The sequence below is a fragment of the Prosthecobacter sp. genome (genome assembly GCF_029946185.1).
GTDB lineage: Bacteria > Verrucomicrobiota > Verrucomicrobiia > Verrucomicrobiales > Verrucomicrobiaceae > Prosthecobacter.
In genome coordinates this window covers 43,085-55,773 of the sequence record NZ_JAQSEA010000309.1, presented here as the reverse complement: position 1 = coordinate 55,773, position 12,689 = coordinate 43,085, and the positions used below count along the sequence as shown (strand labels likewise).

Here is a 12,689-nt window from a genome sequence, read left to right as displayed (position 1 = left end):
GTCATGCGCCTGAACCGTTCCAATCTCTGCTGGCTGGTTCTGGCGTTGATCACGGCGGTTTATTTGGTCTTCTGGGCGCTGCTGCTCGGAGCCACAGCGATGTACAGCACGACAGACTCCTGGCTGCAGGTGCTGCGGTCGCCGGAGATCCGGCATGCGACTTTCTTGAGCTTGGTGACCTGCTCGCTCGCGGCGGGCTTTGCGCTGCTGCTGGCGGTGCCGGTGGGGTATTTGATGACACGGCTGGAGTTTCGCGGCAAGTCGTGGCTGGATGCTGCGCTGGATATTCCCATCATCCTGCCACCCCTGGTGGTCGGACTGTGCCTGCTGATCTTTTTCCAGACGAAGATCGGCAAGGTGATCGAGATGGCGATTCCCTTCACCTATCAAGTCAGTGGCGTGGTGCTCGCGCAATTCGTCGTGGCCGCGGCTTTCGCCATCCGCACCATGCGCGGCACATTTCAGCATCTTTCGGCGCGTCCTGAAGACGTGGCTCTGACCCTGGGCTGCACACGATTCCAGGCACTGTGGCATGTGGCGCTGCCGGCGGCACGGCGGGGCATGGTGGCGGCGTTTTGCATCGCCTGGGCTCGCAGTCTGGGGGAATTCGGGCCGATCCTCGTCTTTGCTGGTGCCACACGCATGAAGACGGAGGTGCTGCCGACGACGGTCTGGCTGGAACTCAGCGTGGGAAATCTCGAAGCCGCCGTGGCGGTAAGTTTGTTCATGGTGCTGCTGGCCGTGCTGGTGCTGGTGGCGGTGCGTGCCACGGGGGAAAAAGTATGATCCAGCTCGAACAACTCACTTGGAAAGTTTCTGGCCGCACCATCTTGGAGAACGTGACCGTGGCAATTCCCGCCAACACCTATGCGGTGCTGATGGGATCGACCGGCTGCGGCAAAACCACTCTGCTGGAAATCCTCTGCGGCCTGCGCAAGCCGACCTCCGGGCGCGTGCTGCTGGATGGCGTGGACGTGACCGATCTGGAACCGCGTGAGCGCGGCGTCGGCTACGTGCCTCAGGATCTGGCGCTGTTCCCGGGATTGCGAGTGCGGGAGCAGATCGGTTTCGCCCCAAAACTGCGCGGAATGGCCCCTGAGGAACTTAAGCTACGCGTGAACCGTCTCGCCGAGCAGTTTGGCATCGCCCCGTTGCTGGATCGCCTGCCAGACATGCTTTCCGGCGGCGAAAAGCAGCGCGTGGCCCTCGCTCGTGCTCTGGCGGCGCAGCCCAAGCTGCTCTTGCTCGACGAACCCCTCTCCGCGCTGGATGAAAGCATGCGGGCTGAGGCTGTTTCCTTGCTTCAGCGCTTGCAGTCTGAGCATGCGCTGACCGTTTTGCACGTCACCCACTCCAGCAGCGAGGCCGCCGCGCTCGGAACCCTGCACCTGCGCATGGTGGCAGGTCGGCTGGAGATGGAATCGCAGGGATGATTTTAACTGTGGGATTGGAATCCGGCCGAAGCTGCGCTTAGTGTGCCAAAAATCACCCCCCGAATGGATTGGAATGACTGGCAGCGCGTGCTGAAATGGCGCGCACTCGAAGAAGGCGACACCGATGGCGTTCTCGTCAATGCGGAGCGTCGTCGCGAAGCCACAGCCCACACGCGGGCCGGGCTGACCTCTGAGGAGATCACCGGGGATCTGCTGGAGGAGCGTTCGGAGTCGTTTCTGGACAAACGCGCCGAGTGGCTGGAACGCGAGGCCGTGGGCTGGCGTGGCGAATTGATCCGCGTGCTGGACCTGCTGTGTGTGCCGCAGGGGCGCTGGTCCTGGGCACTGGTCGGCTGGGCCTTGGCGCTGCTCACAGGCTACTGGTTTACAGACCTGGGGCAGGCGGGCGAATTCAATCTGCTGGCACTGCCGCTGGTGGGGTTGCTGGCATGGAATGCGGTGGTGATCGTCTTGGGCGTGCTCTACGAGCTGATCCCGACCTCCGCCGTGGCGGGACGCGGCGGCTGGGTGGCTGAGTTTCTCGCGCATGGCATCTCACGAATGGGCAAAGCCTCCAAAGAGGTCGGCAGCGGTGTGGCTGAAACAGTGCGGACGCGGTTTGAAGAACTTGCGTGGCCTCTGGCCTGGAGGCGCTTGCAGATGCGACTGCGGATGTGGCTGCATGTAGCGGCGGCATTGCTGGCCATCGGCGGCGCGGCGGCCCTGTACGCCCGTGGCTGGTCTCATGAGTACCGTGCGGTGTGGGAAAGTACGCTGCTGGGCGAGAGCGAGGCCAAGGCGTTTTTTGAGACCTTGTTCAAACCGGCCTCAAAGGTTCTGCGCGTGCCCGTGCCGCTGGACCAGATCGCGGGCATGCATCGGACTTCGGGCAAGGTGGAGAAACCGGCTCCTGCACTGCCATGGATTCATTTGTACGCAGGCACGCTGCTGGTCTTGATCGTGCTGCCGCGCCTCTTGCTGGCGGGACTGGGCGCGGCGCGCTGCTGCCGCGTCATCTCACAACCGGCCCGTGCGTTGCAGTGGGGCGGCTACCTGCGCACCCTGCTGCGTGCAGTGGAAGGCGGCAGCGAGCGCATCCAGGTGCTCGTGCATGCCATCGAGCCCACGGCCACGCATCGCGAGGTGTGGGATCGTGGCCTGAGGGAGCGTTTCGGCGGCATGGCGCGTGCGGAGTATCTGCGCATTCCGGCCGGGGAGGAGGACGAGTTTGCCGCCGGCTGGCAGCCCGTGTGCGCGAATCTGGTGATGCTCTTCAACATGGCCACCACCCCCGAGGCCGAGGTGCAGCGGCGCTTGGTGTCCGATGTACGCCAGCGTCTGCTCACGAAGCATGCCGAGCCGGAACTCATTGTGCTGCTGGACGGCACGAGTCTTGCGGGACGTTGGTCTCCGGAAAAAATCGCCGGCCGCGAGCAATTGTGGTCGCAGATGGTCGAAGGACTGGCCTCTGACGTGATTGTGGCCGTGCGCAAAGAATCCACACGCGTAAAGCCTCCTGTATCGTAATGTTCATGAAGTTTTCGTTTCTCGTGCCCGCTCTTTTCTCCAGAACCAAAACCGCCAGCCCGCCTGACAAACAGGCGGCGGAGCTGAACGTGCGCGATGCGTCAGACATCGTCACGCTGAGCCTCATTTCGCACACGAATGCGGGCAAGACGACGCTGGCCCGCACGCTGCTGCGCCGTGATGTAGGCGAGGTGCGGGATGCACCGCACGTCACGCTGTTCAATGAATCACACACCCTGCTGGAAACAGGAGGCTTCATGCTGCGGCTGTGGGATACCCCGGGCTTCGGCGACAGTGCGCGGCTGATGAAGCGCCTGCAGCGTGAGAGCAGTCCTGTGCTTTGGTTTCTCTCACAGACCTGGGACCGCATCACCGACCGCCCCTTGTGGTGCAGCCAGCAGGCGCTGAAAAATGTGCGCGATGAAGCGGACGTGGTGCTGTATCTCGTCAATGCCGCCGAACCGCCAGAGGCCGCCGCCTACATCCGACCTGAGATGGAAATCCTCGGCTGGGTGGAAAAACCCGTGGTCGTGCTGCTGAATCAAACCGGTCTGTCGGGCAGTCCAGCCATGGAGGCTGTGGAACTGGAAACCTGGCGGGCGCATCTACAGCAGTTTGAGATCGTTCGCGAAGTGCTGACGCTGGACGCCTTTGCCCGCTGCTGGGTGCAGGAGGACATCCTCATGGACTCGCTGGCCCCCCTGATGCAGGGCTCCAAGATCCCGACCTTCCAGCAGATCAAGCGTGCCTGGGCACAGCGCAATGTGGACGTGTTTCAATCCTCCGTGCGTCTGATCTCAGAACAGCTAACGGCAGCGCTGTTTGACGGCGTGGATGTGCGCTCGGAAACGCTGCTTGAGCGTGTTGGATGGCAGCGCGATGACCTGAACCGCGAGTACAACGAGGCGCGGCAAAAACTGGCCACCCAACTCGCGGACCGCACCGAACAGACAACCAACAACCTGATTGAAGCCCATGGCCTGAGAGGTCAGGCTGGTAACGAAATGAACGCGATAGCGCGCGAGCATTTTCATCTGCCACAGGCCGTCTCTGAAAACATCTGGGGCGTGCTTGGCAGCTTCGCCGGTGGTGCGATGGGTGGCCTCATCGCCGATCTCAAACTGGGCGGCATGACCTTCGGCGGCGGGGCGCTGCTCGGCGGCCTGGCCTCCGGCATTGGGGCCTATGCTTTGATCCGCAGCTACAACCTTGTGCGCGGCAGCGACCAACGCCTGCGCTGGTCACGCGAGCATTTCCGGGAGCAGGTCAAACTGGCATTTCTCACCTACCTGGCCATATGCCATTTTGGCCGTGGTCGTGGTGAGTGGAAGGAAAGCACGCAGCCGCAGCACTGGCAGGAGGTCGTGGATGAGGTGACTGATCTGTACTCGGATGCTCTGGATCATCTGTGGAAATCCGGCGTGCAAAAAGACACCCAGCCCGCAACGCTTTCCCGTCAGTCCCGTCAGCTTACCGGCGATTGCATGGTCGCGTTGCTGGAGCGGTTGTACCCGGGTGTTGAGCCAGACTCATGGCGGGCTTGAGATTTGTCTTCGTGCAGACGGTGTTCAAGCCGTGACTGGAAGCTCTGCCAGCAGCGCAGGGCGCGGGCGCGGAAGTCGGTGGGTGTGATGTTCAGACTGCGCAGGCAGTCGCGATGATCCCACGCTACGACGCAGGCGGTGGCGAAATGAATGGCCTGGAACTGCCAGCGCCAGAGACGTTGCACGGCAGGCGTGAACGTATTGAGGCGCTCAAACAGGAAATCGCGCTGGAAAGAGAGATGGCCCATTTCATCACGCAGGAGTTTTTTGGCGACGGTCTGGACGACGGGATCGCTGCAACGCAGTGAGAGAAGGCCGAAATAGACTTCGGCGATGAGTTCCGCAGTGAGGAGCACCTGGATGTTGAATTCGAGGTTCACTAGATCGCGCATCCAGCGGAAGATGGAGTTCGTCCATTGCTTCTGAAGCAGGGTGCCGCGCAGATGAGTGACCGCGCGTGCCAGCAGCGCGGCGTGGCTCTGCTCCTCGGCAACGAAGAGATCGACGGCACGCTGATAGCCTTTCAGGTTTTCCAATGAGGCGATGCTGCGCGTGTAGCGTCGCAAGCGCGTGCCACCACCACTTTCGCCAAGCTGGAAGATGGCGATGGAGCGGGCAAGCGCGGTGCGAACGTGTTCGGGCAAATCGCATGCGGTGTCCGGCAGTTGCAGCTCATGATTGAGGCGGGTGTTGGCTTCGAAGTGGCTGATCCAATGTTGAGTGTTCATAAGGGGGCTTGGTTAGTGGGTTAGGCGGCGTGGAGCATGGAGCGGAGGAATTCGTGGACAGGGTTGCTGCGCAGTTCGGCGGCGATCTGGCGGAGGCGTTGCATGACGGCATCCACCGTTTCATCCAGCGTGGAGGTGCCAGCGGTGACGCCGACGTTACGGGCCTTGCCAAACCAGGCGGGATCGAGTTCGTCGGCGTGTTCGATCTGGATCGTGGGCAGGCCGTGAGCGCTGGCTTTTTGTACGAGCTGTCGCGTGTTGTTGCTGTTGCGCCCCCCGATGACGATGATGTGATCACAATCGCGCAGCAGATCATCCATCGCTGTCTGGCGTTGTTTGGTGGGATGGCAGATCGTGTCGATGAACCGGACTTCAGAGCTGCGATGGCGGCGTTTGATGGCATCCACCAGACGGAGGGCGATTTCGACCGGCTGCGTGGTTTGTGAGACGATGCCGAGTCGCGGATGAGAGGGCACTCGGTCGAGGTCGGCCTCCTCAAGCACGACGACAGCCGAGGGGAAATCGCCAATGAGTCCGCGCACTTCGACGTGCTGATTCTGGCCGATGACAACCGGCTGGTAGCCTTCGTTCACCAACATGGCGAGAGCATGATGCGCCTTTTTAACAAGCGGGCAGGTGGTGTCGATGACCGTGTGGCCGGCGCTTTGCCAAGCTTGGCGATGGCGATCAGAGGCACCGTGGGCAGTGATGGCGACTTGCTGCGTGGTGGCGCTGTTTAAATCATCGAGGTCACCGCGCAATGCACCGAGGGTGGCGAGGTGACGGTCCACGAGTGGGTTGTGAACGAGTTGGCCGAGGATGGTGAGCGGGGCGCGTTGTGCGGCCGTATGAGTGGTGCGCAGGGCGTCGCGGACGCCGAAGCACATGCCGTGATGTTGAGCGAGGATGATGTTCATGGTGTTGTTAGCTTTGCGTGACAAAGTGAATGGATAAAAAACTGCCGCTTAGGTCTGCTGCGCGGCTTTGACGATCTCGCCGAGTACCTCGACGTAGTCTTTAAAAGCTTTGCGTCCTTCTGGCGTGAGTTCGTAGCTGGTGCGTGGGCGGGTGCCGGATTCATCGCGGGTTTCTTTGATGTAACCGGCGGTGCCGAGGGTGCGGAGATGGGAGATGAGGTTGCCGTCGCTCATGCTGAGTTCTGCCTTGAGATCCTGGAAGGCCCATTCGCCCCGGGTGGAGAGCAGCGTCATGATGGAGAGGCGGCCCTTTTCGTGAATGAGCTTGTCGATTTGATCGAAGTCGATCATTACGGCTGCACCTCCGCAGGTTGGGCACTGAAGAACACGGCCAGGGCATAAACCACATGCAGCAGGCCGAAGGTGAGGCCCATGACGAGAGACGCTGGGGCGAGGTCACTGGAGAGCAGGCGCACATCGCTGCAAGCAGCCCAGCCAAAGAAGGCCAGCAAACCGGTGATAACGAAGGCCCAGCCAAGACGGACCAGCGAGCGAGGGGAAAAGCTGGCGGTGCTGAGCAGGGCCAGACCGTAACACAGTGCCCAGATGAGCGCTGCCAGGGTGAGATTGTGCAGGAACACGATCAAACCAATGCCGACACAGCCGCCGACGAGAAGGGGAGGAAGAAAAGCTCGCAACGCCATGCGCATGCCGGCGGAGACGAAAGGCTGGTTGCGACGTTTGGCCTCTTTGGCAAGCAGGAAGACATTCAAGGCCGAGGCGATGCCGAGAATGATGAGCCAGATTTCCAGGAAGCATATATCACCCATCACGGCGTCACCTTGCATTTTCACGGCATACCACACTGGGCATACGGCGGCGATGAGCGCCAGCACACCGCCTGTGAGCGCCGCAGGAGCAGAAACGGCGCGGTAGATGTGCGCCTTCTCCATCAAAGAACGAATGATGCGGAGATTCTCCAAGGCGGCGTCGGTCGTGCTCATGTGATTCACTTTGTGCGCCAAAGTGAATGATGCAAGTAAAACTTTGTGGCGCAAAGTGACGATTCTCGATGGCTGTGGATGAATCAGGCTTGGCAGATGGATATAAATACCATAATTTAACAGAGGTGAATCATTCCGTGTCAGTTCTACGCAAAACGACCCAACGCCCTTGGCGAAGCTGGTGCGCAGGCGTGATGGGTGCTGCCACGCTCCTGTCTGGCATTGCAACTGCCGCAGATCCGACCATCGAGCAGCAGTACATGCTGGAACTGACCAACCGCTTCCGCAGTGATCCTCAGGGTGAACTGGCCGAACTGGTCAATTTTTCCTCTCCAGGGGTGTGGGCGGGAACCAAGTCGAACGATGCCAGCATTGCCTTTGCACTGAACTTTTTTGGCACCAGTGCTTCTGATCTCGCCACGCAATTTTCCAGTCTCACAGCAGCACCTCCTTTGGCATGGAACAGTGCATTGAATATCTCTGCCACCAACTACTCCAACCTGATGGTGACTTCCGACCAGCAGGCGCACTCCTTGGACGGCTTGAGCCTCAACCTGCGCCTGATTAATGGCGGCTACTCGGCCAACTGGTTGAACCTCGGTGAAAACCTATTTGCCTCGGCGCAGTCGCCCATTCATAACCATGCCGCCTTCGTGATCGACTGGGGGGATGGCAATGGTGCGACGGCAGGTTATGGCAATGGCATTCAGAATCCGGCCGGACATCGTGATCTCCTGATGAGTGCGGCCATGAAGGAAATCGGCATTGGCTTTCAAAGCATCGCTATTCCGGGCAGCAACGTCACCGCCATCGGGCCGTACATTGTCACCGAACATCTGGCCTCGCAGTTTCGGTATGATGGCATCAATTACATTTCAGATGCCATACTCACGGGATCCGTGTTTCAGGACACGATCTTGGCGGATGCCTTTTACACACCCGGAGAAGGGCTGGCTGGACAGGTGATCAATGTGTACAATGATACTAGCGGCATCCTCGTGGCCAGCGGATTCAGCAACAGCGCCGGGGGGTACAATATCACGCTCACGGGTCTCACGGACGACACGGTTTATCGTGTGGAAGCACTCGATAGCGGTCTTGCTGCCAGGACCTTCACTCTCACCGAACATACAGATTTCTACGGAGTTCCGGTGCTGGTTTATGACAATGTCTATGAGTCATTTTCGGTGGTTCCAGAGCCGGGAAGCCTGCTGCTGTGCCTGATCGCCGGTCTGCCGTTGCTGGGATTCCGCACCCGTCGTACTCTTTGCTGATTCACCATGAGATCCATCGTCCTCCTGCTGCTGTCCATCGTCTCCATCCTGGCCCAGACTCCCTCCTCCCCACTCAACACGGAGATCCGCACAATCATTGATGAATACGAAAACTCGGTGCGTGCCAACACCCAGAAGCTCATCGCAGCGGCCACCGAGGAGGAGAAAAACAAGTTTCGCGCCAGCATCCCCAGCGCCGGGCCTTATGCCAAAGTGATGATGGAGGTGCTGCAGGCGAACCTGGATCAGCCGGATGTGGTGAAAGGCGTGAACTGGCTGGTGATGGGCGCTGCGAGTTTTCCCGAAGGCCAGGAAGCGCTGAAGATGCTTGGCACCACCTTTGCAGATCGCCCGGGTATCGCCGAAGCGGTGAAGCAGCTCGAATACCACGGCCTGCCCGCCGAGCCGGTGCTCAAGGCCGTGATCGAGAAGAACTCCCACCGTGACGAAAAAGCGGCGGCTCTCTATGCCCTCGGTGCCATCCATTTCAAAAACTTCGACGCCTCTGCCGACCGCGTCTCCGCCGCTGCTTCGAAGGACAAGGCGCTCGAATGCTTTCAGCAGCTCAACGCCGACTACGCCGACGTCACCATCCAAGGCTTCAAGCTGTCTGACATCACCGCCAAAATGCTGTTTGAAATGACCAATCTTCAGGTCGGGTGTGAAGCACCGGAGATCGAGGGCAAGGATGCCGGCGGCGTGAACTTCAAGCTCAGCGACTACCGCGGTAAATACGTCATCGTCATCTTTTGGGGCGGCTGGTGCCATGCCTGCCACGGCACGCTGCCGCTGATGAACCAAGCCGCTGAACAGCTCAAAGACAAAAACGCCGTCGTGCTCGGGGTGAACACCGACATCGAGACCGAGGCCAAAAAAGCCCTCGCCGATTACCAGGTCAGCTTCCGCAACGTGCTCGACAACACCAGCAGCGGCCCCAACACCACGCTCTACAACTTGCGCAACTTCCCCACCCTCTATCTCATCGATCCCAAGGGAGTGATCGCGATCAAAAACGGGTCCTTAGATGCCATGGTGGCGCAAATCAGCGCCGCAAAATAGGCGTCGGGAGGGCCTAAAGGCAGTCAGGGGAAAACCGTGTCCAAGACCAGAGAGCTGAACTTTTCGGCTCTCCAAATGGTTCAGATGTATTAAAAACTTGCCATTTCTATGAAAAACCATAAATATAAGGTATTATAAGGCTGGATTTAGACAGTCAGTTCCCATGCTTCCACTCATCGATCAGATCCTCAAAGACTCGGGTTGTGCCGATCTTCCTGCCGTACGGCAGGCGGTGGAGGAAGCATGCTTCAATCAGACGTCATTCGTGGACGCGGTACTGGATTGCGAGGGCGTGCGCGAGCGCGATTTCCTGGCCGCCTTGGCCAAGACTCTCAACCTGCCGTGGTGGGAGCCGAAGGATGAAGATCAACCGACAGAGCAGGGTATGCGCCGTATGCTGCCGGCGGAGATCGCTCTGCGTCATCGCTTGCTGCCTGTTTTTACCGAAGAAACGAAAAACGAAGACGGCTCGGAGACAGAGCGCACGCTGCACATCGCCACCTTTGATCCGCTCAGTCTCATAGCCCACCAGCGTGTGGCAGCGAGTCTGACGATGCCGGTCGTCTGGCATGTCGGGCAGCGCACCCGCATTGTCGAAGGACTGCAAAAGCTCTACGGTCTGGGTGCGGACACGTTTGAAAAAATCCTGCGCGGTCGTGCCGACTGGGGCGCGGAAGATTTGCGTGATGAAGTCACCGTGCTCGATGAGCCCGAGGACGAAGAGGCCTCCGTGGTGCGCTTCGTGAATCAAATCATCCGCCGTGGTCTGGAGCAACGCGCCACGGACATCCACGTCGAGCCACAGCAGGATCGCCTGCGCATCCGCTACCGCATCGACGGTCGCCTCGAAGAACTGGCAGTGCCTGAAAACATCAAGTCGCTGCAAGCCTCCGTGATCGCCCGCCTCAAGATCATGGCGCGCCTCGACATCGCCGAAAAACGTCTGCCGCAGGATGGCCGCATCAATCTCGAGCTCGACGGCCTCGGCATCGACGTGCGCGTGGCCACCATTCCATCGGTCGAAGGCGAAAGCATCAGCTTGCGTCTTCTGGCCCAGCAGCAAGTCACGGTGAACCGTCTTGGCCTCACGGACAACATTCGCCCCATCGTCGATGAACTGCTGAAACTGCCCAACGGCATCATCCTCATTACCGGCCCCACCGGCAGCGGCAAATCGACCACGCTTTACGCTTTCCTCACGGATCTCAATCAGACGCATCGCCGCATCGTCACCATTGAAGACCCCGTGGAGTACAAGATGCCGGGCATCGTGCAAATCGCGGTGAAGCCCGAGATCGGCCTCACCTTCGGTACGGGACTGCGCAGCATTCTGCGCGGTGATCCCAACGTCGTGATGATCGGGGAAATGCGCGACCTCGAAACCACCGAAATCGCCGTGCGTGCTGCGCTCACAGGTCACCTCGTCTTCAGCACACTCCACACGAATGACGCCCTCGGCGGCATCACCCGTCTCATCGACATGGGCGTGGAGCCCTTCCTCGTCTCCAGTGCCGTCCGCGCCTTCTTCGCCCAGCGTCTCGTTCGCAAACTCTGCCCTGTGTGCAAAACACCCACAGAGGTGGAGGAGAGCTATCTCAAGTCCATCGGCTTCCCGTCCCACCTCTCCGGCAAGATCATGCGCTCAGTGGGCTGTGAAGCCTGCCGCGGCAGCGGCTTCCAAGGCCGTCTCTCCATCTACGAGGTCTGTCTCGTCACCCATGCGCTGCAGCATCTCATCAACAGCCGCGCCCATCCCGCCGAGTTTCACAAGCAGGCCATCAAGGACGGTTACATCCCCATGCGCGGCTACGGCTTCCAAAAAGTGCTCAGCGGCGAAACCACCATCGAGGAGGTCCTCAGCGTCACCGCCGCCAGTGATCGCGATCACGCTCCGCAGACGACCACCATGCCCCCCTCTCGGTTAGCCGCCTAATTCTATGCCAACCTTCGTTTACAGCGCCCAAGGTCCTTCCGGTCTCATCACCGGGGAGTTGGCTGCGTCGGATCGCAGCGAAGCGTTTGCACTGCTCGGGAAAAAGAAAATTCAGCCCATCAAACTGGAAGTTGCAGGTGATTTTAAAACGCCAGTCACCAAGGCCAGGCAGAGTGTGAAGACCACCGAAACGACCCCCGGTGGCGTCATCAAACTCAAGCTCCCGCAGGTCGTGCTCTTCATTGAAGAACTCTCCGACCTCGTCGGTGCGGGCATCCAGCTTGAGCCTGCACTCGCCACTATGGAGCGCCGCCGTGAACTCTCCGGCATCAAAACTCTCGCCACCGTGCTGCGTGGAAAAGTGCGTGATGGCATGGCCTTCTCCAAAGCCATCGCTGCCACCAGCCCCAGCTTCGGCAAACTCTTCTGCGCGCTTGTCTCAGCGGGTGAAGCCAGCGGTTCGCTGAGCACCATCTTGAAGCGTCAAGCGCAGTACATGCGTTCCTTGCAAGCGCTGAAATCCAAGGTGCTCTCCGCGCTGCTTTATCCCGCGTTCCTCATCGTCGCAGCAGTTGCTGTTACGTTGCTGTTCGTGGTCTATCTCATCCCGAAACTCACGGAGATGCTCGATTCCACCGGTGGCTCGTTGCCATTGGCCGCGCAGATCATCCTGAAAATCAGCGACACCTTCAAGGCCACCTGGTGGATGCTCATTCTCGGCGGCATCGTTGCCTACATTCTCGGCAAGGCGTGGATCTCGCGCCCTGAGTCGGCCATCCCTTGGGCGCGGTTCAAGCTGCGCATCCCGCTCTTCGGCGGCATCTTCCGCGCACGGTTCTACGTCCAGTTTTTGGAAACGATGGCCAACCTTCTCGGCAACGGCCTCACCATGGTGCAGGCCATGCAGCTCACGCATCAGGCCACGGACAATCCCTACCTGCAGCAGGAATTTGAAAGCGTCATGCGCAACGTAGGCGAAGGCGTTGCGCTTTCCCGCGCACTCGACCGTAGCGCTCAGTTCCCGCCGCTGCTCATCGACATGGTGAACGTGGGCGAGCAAACCGGCGACATGCCAGCCGCACTCGCACGCGCCGCCGAACGCTTCGACCGTGAGCTCAGCAAGAAGATCGACACGCTCGCCGCGCTCATCCAGCCCCTCATCGTCTGCCTCATGGCCGGCATGGTCGGCCTCATGGCCTACCTCATGATGACCACCATCTTCCAGACCATTTCCAGCATCAATAAATAGCCGCCCGGTCCCATTCACACA

12 protein-coding genes are annotated in these 12,689 nt (G+C 60.0%); 8 read left to right on the top strand and 4 right to left on the bottom strand.

Going from position 1 to position 12,689, the window contains the following annotated elements; genetic code table 11:
- The first annotated feature begins 3 nt into the window (after positions 1 to 3).
- From PSV43_RS25560 to PSV43_RS25545, 4 genes are all read left to right on the top strand, one after another.
- Complete coding sequence (locus PSV43_RS25560) at positions 4 to 786, top strand: ABC transporter permease (protein ID WP_300204491.1); 783 nt, start codon at positions 4 to 6, stop codon at positions 784 to 786.
- Positions 783 to 1,433: an ATP-binding cassette domain-containing protein gene (locus tag PSV43_RS25555; protein WP_300204488.1), complete on the top strand. Its 651-nt coding sequence runs from the start codon at positions 783 to 785 to the stop codon at positions 1,431 to 1,433. The genes PSV43_RS25560 and PSV43_RS25555 overlap by 4 nt, the downstream gene beginning before the upstream one ends.
- A gap of 63 nt (positions 1,434 to 1,496) precedes the next feature.
- Positions 1,497 to 2,960, top strand: coding sequence for a DUF2868 domain-containing protein (locus PSV43_RS25550; protein WP_300204484.1), 1,464 nt, complete (start codon positions 1,497 to 1,499; stop codon positions 2,958 to 2,960).
- A 23-nt stretch (positions 2,961 to 2,983) separates the two neighbouring features.
- Positions 2,984 to 4,504 carry a GTPase domain-containing protein gene (locus PSV43_RS25545; protein WP_300204481.1) on the top strand — a complete coding sequence of 507 codons (1,521 nt, stop codon included), beginning with the start codon at positions 2,984 to 2,986 and terminating at the stop codon, positions 4,502 to 4,504.
- Here the strand turns inward: PSV43_RS25545 and PSV43_RS25540 are convergent.
- Genes PSV43_RS25540 through PSV43_RS25525 form a run of 4 tightly spaced genes read right to left on the bottom strand, consistent with a single transcriptional unit; the run spans position 4,426 to position 7,153 of the window.
- The gene (locus tag PSV43_RS25540) at positions 4,426 to 5,232 is read right to left on the bottom strand and encodes a hypothetical protein (RefSeq protein ID WP_300204478.1); all 807 of its coding nucleotides are present in this window, start codon (positions 5,230 to 5,232) and stop codon (positions 4,426 to 4,428) included. The genes PSV43_RS25545 and PSV43_RS25540 overlap by 79 nt on opposite strands.
- A gap of 20 nt (positions 5,233 to 5,252) precedes the next feature.
- Positions 5,253 to 6,149: a 4-hydroxy-3-methylbut-2-enyl diphosphate reductase gene (gene ispH, locus PSV43_RS25535; protein WP_300204475.1), complete on the bottom strand. Its 897-nt coding sequence runs from the start codon at positions 6,147 to 6,149 to the stop codon at positions 5,253 to 5,255.
- Between the two features lie 48 nt (positions 6,150 to 6,197).
- Positions 6,198 to 6,500 (bottom strand): transcriptional regulator, encoded by a 303-nt coding sequence (locus PSV43_RS25530; RefSeq protein WP_300204473.1) that lies wholly within the window; start codon positions 6,498 to 6,500, stop codon positions 6,198 to 6,200.
- On the bottom strand, positions 6,500 to 7,153 hold the full coding sequence (locus PSV43_RS25525; RefSeq protein WP_300204471.1) for a hypothetical protein: 654 nt from the start codon (positions 7,151 to 7,153) through the stop codon (positions 6,500 to 6,502). The genes PSV43_RS25530 and PSV43_RS25525 overlap by 1 nt, the downstream gene beginning before the upstream one ends.
- Before the next feature lie 137 nt (positions 7,154 to 7,290).
- On the opposite strand from PSV43_RS25525, the gene PSV43_RS25520 reads away from it, so the two are divergent.
- The 4 genes from PSV43_RS25520 (at position 7,291) to PSV43_RS25505 (ending at position 12,668) form a co-directional block, all read left to right on the top strand.
- The gene (locus tag PSV43_RS25520; protein ID WP_300204469.1) at positions 7,291 to 8,427 is read left to right on the top strand and encodes a CAP domain-containing protein; all 1,137 of its coding nucleotides are present in this window, start codon (positions 7,291 to 7,293) and stop codon (positions 8,425 to 8,427) included.
- Positions 8,428 to 8,433: 6 nt separating this feature from the next.
- Positions 8,434 to 9,486, top strand: coding sequence for a TlpA disulfide reductase family protein (locus tag PSV43_RS25515; protein ID WP_300204466.1), 1,053 nt, complete (start codon positions 8,434 to 8,436; stop codon positions 9,484 to 9,486).
- Positions 9,487 to 9,649: 163 nt separating this feature from the next.
- A complete protein-coding gene (locus PSV43_RS25510; protein ID WP_300204463.1) occupies positions 9,650 to 11,419 on the top strand; it encodes a GspE/PulE family protein in 1,770 nt (589 codons plus the stop codon).
- A gap of 4 nt (positions 11,420 to 11,423) precedes the next feature.
- On the top strand, positions 11,424 to 12,668 hold the full coding sequence (locus PSV43_RS25505; RefSeq protein WP_300204460.1) for a type II secretion system F family protein: 1,245 nt from the start codon (positions 11,424 to 11,426) through the stop codon (positions 12,666 to 12,668).
- Positions 12,669 to 12,689 lie beyond the last annotated feature (21 nt).

Excerpts from the sequence above, each read along its gene's own strand:
- PSV43_RS25505 (WP_300204460.1), top strand. The coding sequence starts at position 11,424 with ATGCCAACCTTCGTTTACAGCGCCCAAGGTCCTTCCGGTCTCATCACC.
- PSV43_RS25540 (WP_300204478.1), bottom strand. The coding sequence starts at position 5,232 with ATGAACACTCAACATTGGATCAGCCACTTCGAAGCCAACACCCGCCTC.
- PSV43_RS25515 (WP_300204466.1), top strand. The coding sequence starts at position 8,434 with ATGAGATCCATCGTCCTCCTGCTGCTGTCCATCGTCTCCATCCTGGCC.
- PSV43_RS25525 (WP_300204471.1), bottom strand. The coding sequence starts at position 7,153 with ATGAGCACGACCGACGCCGCCTTGGAGAATCTCCGCATCATTCGTTCT.
- PSV43_RS25550 (WP_300204484.1), top strand. The coding sequence starts at position 1,497 with ATGGATTGGAATGACTGGCAGCGCGTGCTGAAATGGCGCGCACTCGAA.
- PSV43_RS25555 (WP_300204488.1), top strand. The coding sequence starts at position 783 with ATGATCCAGCTCGAACAACTCACTTGGAAAGTTTCTGGCCGCACCATC.
- PSV43_RS25510 (WP_300204463.1), top strand. The coding sequence starts at position 9,650 with ATGCTTCCACTCATCGATCAGATCCTCAAAGACTCGGGTTGTGCCGAT.
- PSV43_RS25530 (WP_300204473.1), bottom strand. The coding sequence starts at position 6,500 with ATGATCGACTTCGATCAAATCGACAAGCTCATTCACGAAAAGGGCCGC.
- PSV43_RS25560 (WP_300204491.1), top strand. The coding sequence starts at position 4 with ATGCGCCTGAACCGTTCCAATCTCTGCTGGCTGGTTCTGGCGTTGATC.
- ispH (WP_300204475.1), bottom strand. The coding sequence starts at position 6,149 with ATGAACATCATCCTCGCTCAACATCACGGCATGTGCTTCGGCGTCCGC.